The following is an 8,299-nucleotide window of genomic DNA, read 5'->3' as shown; positions in this document are numbered from 1 at the left end:
ACCGCAGGTAGAGCGTTTCGTAATTTTTTCGTATTTTGATCGGCAAATTACGAAACGAGGTCAAAACTACGAAACGAGCGCGCTACAGACGTGTCACAGGTCATAAAAAGGCGCGCCCCTTGCGTGTCACCGTGACGCAGCATCCCGGCCGTGTCACATAGCTACAACCCCTGCAGCGTGCCCTCAATGAGGACGGTCTATGTCGTAGACATGTGCCCGTAATGTGTGTCTGTGTCTCTCCCTTAAAAGGTTTGGGTCGAAATGCCGCAAAATTACGAAACATCCCCGAAATGTGACGTGTCTGTGCAGGTCACAGCGTTATCGCGTGTTTCGTAATTTGGTTTTCCGATTTTCGTAGTTCTACGAAACCGCAGGTAGAGCGTTTCGTAATTTTTTCGTATTTTGATCGGCAAATTACGAAACGAGGTCAAAACTACGAAACGAGCACACTATAGACGTGTCACAGGTCACAAAAAGGCGCGCCCCTTGCGTGTCACCATGCCGCCACACAACAGCTGCCCCACCACAACACCCCAGCCGTGCCACGTGGCGTGTAGAAACGTGCTCGGTTCGATTCGTAAAGATTAGGTCGCAGGCTATTGTGCGCGACGCATAAGTTCCGTACGATGGCCCCCAGACCGTATGTGGCGTTTTAATTCGTTTTTGGTTTAGCCAGCCGCATACGGGGGATAACCCCGAGGATAATTCATAAAGAGACAGCCTCTCGACCGTGATAGGCGCGGTTCCTCCGACGAGATAGACCGGTCGGCAACGGCATTGCCAACCACAAAAGCGGTCAGGTAGGGAGTAAGCGCTCCCGTAAAGCGATGGGACGGCAGACCACCGTTCTAGCGAGTTGAGCACGGCACTCCAAGCCGCCTGAATAGCAAGCCGGTAAAGCACCCCGCTCCGGGACAGATCAATCTGCCCAGGAGCGTTTTTCTATGTCCGAAAAGGACACGACTACCGCCGTCGCGCCACGCTTTTACACGCTGCAGGAACTCGCCGATCTCGGCGTCGGCTCCGAGTCCACGTTGCGAAAAGCTATTAAAGAGGGCCGTCTTTCATTCCACCGTTTCGGCACCGCCTATCGGATTCGCCAAGACGATCTCGACGCCTACCTCGCGGCCGCACGCCGCCCTGCCCCGCAGCTATTCGACGGCTTCGTCGATGCCGTCGTGAATGCAGCGCCCCAACTGACAGATGAGCAGCGCCAGCAGCTCGTCACGGTGCTGGGCGGTGTGAAGCACTAATGCGGACAAACCCGCCTACGACGAGATCCCGCCGCTTAGCTCAGCTAGTCAGGCTGGGTCTTGAACTGAGTGCGAGGGCTGATGGGTGATGGCCGTGCTACTACACACGCGCGCTCCACCGTCGTGCCCCGAGTCCAAATAAACAGTTCATTCAACCAAGGAGAACAAACCATGTCTTTCAGAGACGATTACGCAGCAGCGCTGCGCGATGAGCAGCAAGCAAAAGATACCGTGAACGAGGCGCGCCGTGCACACAAAGCGACAAAGGAGCGCCTTGCGCAGTTGCGCAAGTATGCCGAAGAGTTCGAGGTGAATCTCGACGGTGACAAGTCCGCCAGCACCGAAGGGGACGGTGACAAGTCCGCCAGCACCGAAGGGGACAGCGATACACCTGAGAACGGTGACGGCGACACGCCTGAGAGCACCGAGGGCAGTAAGCCGAAGCGGCATCTAGAAGTTGTACCCGACTAACCCTTTAGCCGTACACGCAATCACCTCATGTGTGTACGGCCACGCGGCGTGACGACGTACAGCCGTCACGTTTGATGTCGCCACACACCCCGCTCGCAAGGGCGGGGTTTTCGCGTGTGTGCGGGTGGCTGCGGCACCGCTACACGTGACACTGTCACGATGCTTGCGCCGGTATCGGCGACGGGGCATATACACGTCTGCCCCGTCGCCTGGATCATCCGCCACATGGCTGGCGGTATGTCGCGCTGCTGTTATGCGCGGTTCTGGCCGGCATAGTCTTGTGTGGACTTGAAATATGCCGAAGACGGGGCCGTGGGTGCAGCAAAGACAGCAGCGTGGACAGAGCAGATTTCAGCAGCTGTGCTGCTGAAGATGCAACCGCGACGGCAGATGGTATGCGGCGCATGCCGCATAATGCCGCGTCGTGAGATACGCCAATATCCATCTCGGCAGGCTTGCCGTGATGGAGCGTTTCGTGATGACCCAAACACGACACATCGATGCTGGCATATCCGAATGTATATCAACGGGATATATCGGATTGCCGGCAGTGTCGTGATGCAGAGCATGGGTCATCACACAAGGTGCAGCGCCAGCTGCACTATTGGGCATCTTGACCGGAGCGCAAGCGGAGGGCAAGACAGCACCAGCCAGACCGAGCGAGCGAGGTCTGAGACTGGGGCTGTAGGGGGCGGCGCGCCAGCGCCGGGCACCGGGTTATGCGAGCGCCAGCGAGCAGTAATACCCGGTGCAGTGCCTCGGCTATGCCGAGCGCCGGAGCGCAGCGGAGGCGTCGCACCCCCTTATGCCCTTTTCCCCCTTCTACCCCTATAACGACAAACATATAGGGGTTTTGACACAGAAGGGGGCTGCGACCTGCGTGTTTCGGGTCTTAATGCGGTCTTCGACCCTTACCCGAAACGGCCCGTTGATGCGCGAAGCGCACATGGTGCCTACGCAAAACCTGCAGGTCGCCACGCTGTGCGCACCACATGCGGCTACGTCCGTTGTATGTCGGTCTTAAAGTAAGGGCCGATGACGGGTGGAAACGCCGCTTGCGGCGTCTTCCCGCGTCATCGAGACACCTGCAGCGAGCCTGCGAGCGCAAGGTGTCTAACCGAACGGCAAGACCGACATCGTTAACGTGGTGCGCACAGCCACACCCTGCACTCTGGCACCGCCGTCAGGCGGTCATTGCAGGGTGGTGAACATCCCGCAGCGAGCTATCCGCCACAAGGCGGTGTTGATGCTGCTGCGGGGGTCAACGACACGGGCTGAGTAACACACTCCATATCGGCCCGTGCAACAGACACACTATCGGTGCAGACGTATCACGTTCACGGCGGCCATATGCGCGCAAGCGCATGTAACAGACACCGCCAGCGACGTGTGTTTCGCGAGCGCCCGCTCGCAGCAGATCCAGCGGCAGCTGTTGATGCAAATGTGTAGCGCCGCGACTCGATTGGTTCATCTTTGTGGCAGCGGCTGTACGGCCCTGTGGCGGCCGTAGACGCCTCGGATGGACGGAGTGCGCGTGCAGAAGAACAGTTTCGAGACGTCGCTGTTCGTCGTGTATCTGCCGAAGTCGATGTGCAAGGAGATCCCCGACTACTACACCAGTGAGGTGGACGGGCGCGAAGTGAAACGTCCGCGCTATGCAGCCCGCGACTACGAAGAAGCAATGATGTACCCCGAAGAGTCAATGCGTTGGCTCGCCGAGAACTTCATTCCCGGCGGTATCGACGCAGTCGCTGGCGGTGATATGAACTTCGACGAATCAACGCCACACATCCAGTTCCAGGCGGATACGTTCTCACCGAAGCCCGAAGATCCCGACAAGCTCCGTTGCCGCCCCGGCATCGCGTACAACACTGACACCTCAGTGCGGTACACATCCGGCCCGAAGAAGGGCAAGCAGATCTCGGGTAACCAGAAGTTCATCGACGCGCAACGGGGCCTGCGCGAACACATGCACTCGCTGGGCTATCCGGTGGAACTGGAAGTCTCCGAGCGGCATGACGAGTCGTTGAACCTCGGACGCTACGCAGAACAACAAGACCGGGAGCGCGACCTCGCCAAGCGCGAGGATGATGTGGAAGTCAAGAAGCGATCCGTGCAGCGCGATATGGACGCAATTGATCGTGACCGCGAGCAAACAGCAAAAGAACTTGAACAGGCAAAAGCTGCCAACGAAAAAGCGCAAGGTGTGTTGCAGCACGCCGAAGAACAGGCTCGCGCTGTTGCCGAGCGTGTGCTCAACGAGGCACGTGAGAAGGCAGAGCAAGAAGCCGAGCAGATCCGCAGTGACGCGCGCGAGAAGGCCAAGCAAGAAGCCGAGCAGACCATGGGCCTTGCCGAAGCGCAAGCAGACGAGCTGCTCGAACGAGCCGAAGAGACTGCACAGGCCAAGGCGGGCGAGATTACAGCCGCAGCCCGCAGCGAAGCGGAGTCGATCACACGCCAAGCCGACGAGGCCCGTAAGCAGGCTGAGCGCGACGCTGAGACGATCCGCAGCGAAGCACGAGATGAGGCCACAAGCATCCGCGACGAGGCCACGCGCGACGCTGCAGTAACGCGCACGGATGCCCGCGATGAGGCTGATCAGATCCGCCGCAACGCGCACACGGACGCCGAAGATGAAGCAGCCATCATCATCGAAGAAGCGGTGAAGTCAGGACAGCAGTTGGAGCATCTGGACAAGAAGTTCCTGGTGCAAGAACTGCATCGCAGCCCGGAGCTGCTTGAGCGCTACACGCTGTTCAAGCAGTCGCAGACCTCAGGCAAGAAGGGCGGGGCGCAGCAACGTGCGCGCGAGCGTATCGAGAAGCGCCGCCAGCAGCAACAGCAGCGTGATCGTGACGGCGGTATGGAGCTTTAGCAGCTCACCATGCGCTCTGCACGCCCGTCTGCGGGCCGTACAGGGCGCCGTCGGCGTCGTCGGTCATCTGCGGTATGAAACCGCTGAGATTCGGCGAAAATCGAAGAAATCTCGGCTAAGCGGGGCCAAGTGTCACTACGTTGCGCAGCGAATTGGCCGGTTAAGTGGCGGAGATATTGCGCAGCGCGTCGGTGTGTACGACGGCGCATGTGCTGCACAGCAAACATGCCAGCACACAGACCTGCAGAATGTCGTTGTCATCCTGTTGCGCAGTAAAGGTGTCAATAGGATGACAAACCACTTCACTGCCCAATTCACATGTCATTAAAGTGACAGGGCATTTGATTGCGCAGTAAACGTGTCGATGAAATGGGTGCCCAATACACAGTGCAACCTACGTGTTAATGAAATGTCACAGACACTACATAGTGCAGTGAGTTGCGCAGCAGAAACGCCAGTAAAAGCACCGCACCACTGCACCGTAAAACTGCACAAGTGATTCGCAGCAAATTGGCGTGTGAAATGGTTGAAAAAATAACCCCGCAGGTTTCCCTGCGGGGTTTCGTAGTTAGAACGGTACTTCTTCGCCCTCAGCGCCAGCCAGGGCGGCGGTCGCCGCCTCGCCTCCGCGACGGGCAGCGCGAGCAGCGGACTCCTTCTTGGAATCGATCAGCTGCACCGTGTCGATGCGCGCCACCAGCGGGTACTGCTTCACACCGTCCTTGTCGGTGTAGACGTCGGTCTTGAGCGAGTAGCTCACCGCAACGCGATCGCCGGAGCCGATGCAGCCGAACACACCGGGGTTCGCGGCGTCCTGGACGTAGCCGGTCAGCTCCACGATCTCGCTTTCCACCTTGCCGGTGGACTTGTTCTTGAAGGTGTTGCGCGCATAGACGCTGAGCTTCACCGTCGCGCCGCCGTTTGCGTGCTCGAACAGCTTGGGTGCGCGAGCTGCGTTGCCGACGATGGTGCCGTTGTTGAAGGGGTTGGACATGTTGGTTCTCCTTACGTGAGTGGGTGTGATTTGCCGTGCAATTTGGGTACTTAAGCAGCTGCTTTGCTGCTGCGGGGCGGTTGCGCTGTCGTTACAACACTGCCCAGGGCAGCGGTGTGCCTGCCGCCTCTAGGTCGCGCAGTTCTTGTGCTGCGCCCGGATCGGCGTCCTCGCCGTCGATGCCGTCGGCGAGCTGGTAGAGCAGTTCCAGGTCGGTGTGGGTGATGTCGCGCATCACGTGCCTCCTTGTTCGGATTGATGGTCAATCCGTCTGTTGGAGACAGCTCTGCTGTCTAAAGGTCACTCCCCTGCCTCGTTGCGGTGTCTGTCGTCGCAAGCCAAGGCCCCGCGAGAAAAAGAAACCCCGTTGCATTGCTACAACGGGGTGTGTGGTGCTACTCGGCAAACAAGATCGTGCGGGTCTTCTCAGCGCCCTCGCGGACAAGCTCGACCATCCGCTCGCCCTGGCCGATATCGGTCAGCTTCGCCACCAGCGACGGGAAGTTCTCGTCTGGCCCGATCTCGGTGGCTCGCTGCGCAGCCACGCCAGCTAGCCCCGTCTGGCCTGTGGCGTGAGCGAGCACGGCAACAGTGGCGGTGAGCTGCGAGCGCATGCCTGGCCAGCTGGTCGGGACAGCGCGCATAACCTTCTCTATGAACGCAAGGCCCGCCTGCGGGTCATCGAGCAGTGCGGCAAGCAGCGTGTCCCGCAAGCGCGGCGTGGTGAAGCATTTCAGCGCAGACCGAACAGCGCGAGCGCTCGGCTGGGTGATCCCTGCCGCCGCCTGCTCATACTCACGCTGCAGCACGTCTGCGAACATGGGCGGGATATACGCCAGCGCGTCTTCGATGATGTCGGCGTGCTCGGCAGCGTCGATGCCGTGGTCAGTGCTGTTCAACCGTGCCTCGATGTCGTCTTTGCTCGGCTCCGGCAGCTCGCCGGTGTGCTCTAGCATCTGCTGCAGCGCCGCTGATGCGGCGACCTCGCCGACAACACCGTGGCGCGGCTCGTCGATGAGCGGATGCTGGTACACAGACCACCAAGCAGCCCCAGTGACGATCTCGGGCACCTGCACCACCCCGAGCAGCGGCGGTAGCGGCGAGGCCCCGCTGGTGAGGTACGTGGCCGTCTCGTCGAAGACCGGCTGCGCAATGTCATCGCTGATCATGTACGCGATAACAGCGTCGAGTTCGAGGTGGTGGACCCACGCTGCGAACCGCTCGCGGCTCTCGGTGAGCTTCTCCACTGCTTCGTCCAGGTCGAACCGTGCGACCGGGCCGAGGCGGACGGTGTCGACGCCCTCGTCGTCGACGAAGAACGCGAGGATCAGCGAGTTGTTCGGGTAGAACCCGAGGATGCCGGGGAGGTTCGCGAGGATCTCGCCGTGGGATGCAAGCGTGTGAGAATGGGTGGACATGGCAGTGCTCCTTTGCACGAATACGGGGTGTATGTGGTCAATCCCGTATTCGGCCCGGCTCTGCCGGTCGCAGGCGTATCCCAGCAGTGCAGCACTCATGTGTGCCGAGCGTCGCTAGCGCAGCCTGATGCCTTCTCGCCGGGTGCGAGCGCTAGCGACGCAGCCTGTGCTTAAGCGTCGGCTTCGATGCGCTTGAGAGCGCGATAGATCGTCGGCCGCGAGACGTTAAAGGTGCGCGCTACAGCGCTGACGGACTTGCCGCCGTCGATAAGCTCCTTGGCCATCTGCGCCTGCTCAGCGCTGAGCTTCGGCTTGGGGCCGGCGACCCTGCCCTGTGCGCGGGCGTGCGCCACGCCCTCACGGGTGCGCTGGACAAGCAGGTCACGCTCCCACTCGGCAAGACTTGCCATGACGTTGATAACCACCTTGTCGGTGGGCTTCGACGTGTCCAGCGCTGGCTCCAACACCTTGACGTTGATGTCACGCTCGGCGAGGTCAGCGATGGTGTTCACGGTGTCCGCGAGGCTGCGGCCGAGCCTGTCCAAGCGCGTGACAACGAGCGTGTCGTCGGGGCGCATGTACGCCAGCGCGTCATCAAGACCAGGCCGTTGCCAGTTGGTGCCGGAGATGGTGTCTGAGTAGATGTGGTCCGGGTCGCAGCCAGAGCCTGAACGCTCAGATGACTTCGAGCCTGACTTCTAGCCTGGAACCGCTGGTAGAAGTAGCTGTATCTGAGGCAATGTCGAAAGAGCCTAAGAGCCTGCACGAGGCAGCAGAAGCCTCTAAGAAGGCTCGCAGCGCTCTGCTCCAGGAGAAGGAGTCCAACGAAAAGCTGCTGGAGGAGATACGCGCAGAACGCAAGCAGTATAACGACGATATGGAAAAGTCGAACACGAACTTTATTAAGGCCTGCATGTCTGCCTCGTGGATTGCAGCCAGTGTTCTCTTCGTTGCTATCGCACTCGTTGCTGTCGGAGCCTTGGGGAACGGGCTGCTAAGTATGCTCGGCATACCCGACGGCGTGTCTGCCTTGTGGGGTCACGTCCAGGAGGCCAACGGCATCGGCCCAACACTGGGCTGGTTGGCGTTAACACTTATCGTCATAGGGGTTCTTATAGCGCTTATGACCTGGATGTTGTCCCAGGCTGCGCCGGGTATTGCTCACTTAGTCGAGGAATACCGTCGCAATCACCCGAGGAAAGAAACGAACCACTAACTAGAACACGTGCACCGTAAAAAGTAAAAATCCCCACAACACAGCGTAGCGGTTAACCGCTACGCTTCT

At 59.8% G+C, this 8,299-nt stretch carries 8 protein-coding genes; 4 read left to right on the top strand and 4 right to left on the bottom strand.

Annotation, left to right across the window (positions count from 1 at the left end; all coding sequences use genetic code 11):
* Window positions 1–944: 944 nt before the first annotated feature.
* From AC1EJ1_RS10200 to AC1EJ1_RS10190, 3 genes are all read left to right on the top strand, one after another.
* Complete coding sequence (locus tag AC1EJ1_RS10200) at window positions 945–1,253, top strand: helix-turn-helix domain-containing protein (RefSeq protein WP_024058948.1); 309 nt, start codon at window positions 945–947, stop codon at window positions 1,251–1,253.
* A gap of 171 nt (window positions 1,254–1,424) precedes the next feature.
* Window positions 1,425–1,724 carry a hypothetical protein gene (locus AC1EJ1_RS10195; protein ID WP_024058949.1) on the top strand — a complete coding sequence of 100 codons (300 nt, stop codon included), beginning with the start codon at window positions 1,425–1,427 and terminating at the stop codon, window positions 1,722–1,724.
* A gap of 1,519 nt (window positions 1,725–3,243) precedes the next feature.
* Window positions 3,244–4,602, top strand: coding sequence for a coiled-coil domain-containing protein (locus tag AC1EJ1_RS10190; RefSeq protein ID WP_070422031.1), 1,359 nt, complete (start codon window positions 3,244–3,246; stop codon window positions 4,600–4,602).
* Window positions 4,603–5,170: 568 nt separating this feature from the next.
* Here the strand turns inward: AC1EJ1_RS10190 and AC1EJ1_RS10185 are convergent.
* From AC1EJ1_RS10185 to AC1EJ1_RS10170, 4 genes are all read right to left on the bottom strand, one after another.
* On the bottom strand, window positions 5,171–5,596 hold the full coding sequence (locus AC1EJ1_RS10185) for a single-stranded DNA-binding protein (RefSeq protein ID WP_016456430.1): 426 nt from the start codon (window positions 5,594–5,596) through the stop codon (window positions 5,171–5,173).
* Window positions 5,597–5,687: 91 nt separating this feature from the next.
* A complete protein-coding gene (locus AC1EJ1_RS10180) occupies window positions 5,688–5,831 on the bottom strand; it encodes a hypothetical protein (RefSeq protein WP_016456431.1) in 144 nt (47 codons plus the stop codon).
* A gap of 160 nt (window positions 5,832–5,991) precedes the next feature.
* Window positions 5,992–7,014 (bottom strand): DUF4192 domain-containing protein, encoded by a 1,023-nt coding sequence (locus tag AC1EJ1_RS10175; protein WP_480295814.1) that lies wholly within the window; start codon window positions 7,012–7,014, stop codon window positions 5,992–5,994.
* Window positions 7,015–7,184: 170 nt separating this feature from the next.
* Window positions 7,185–7,658 carry a recombinase family protein gene (locus AC1EJ1_RS10170; protein WP_080972893.1) on the bottom strand — a complete coding sequence of 158 codons (474 nt, stop codon included), beginning with the start codon at window positions 7,656–7,658 and terminating at the stop codon, window positions 7,185–7,187.
* 35 nt (window positions 7,659–7,693) lie between these two features.
* On the opposite strand from AC1EJ1_RS10170, the gene AC1EJ1_RS10165 reads away from it, so the two are divergent.
* Window positions 7,694–8,230 (top strand): hypothetical protein, encoded by a 537-nt coding sequence (locus AC1EJ1_RS10165; protein ID WP_218079069.1) that lies wholly within the window; start codon window positions 7,694–7,696, stop codon window positions 8,228–8,230.
* The last annotated feature ends 69 nt before the right edge of the window (window positions 8,231–8,299 follow it).

It is taken from the genome of Pauljensenia sp. C0170B4, assembly GCF_056590235.1.
This window is presented reverse-complemented; position numbering and strand designations above follow the sequence as displayed.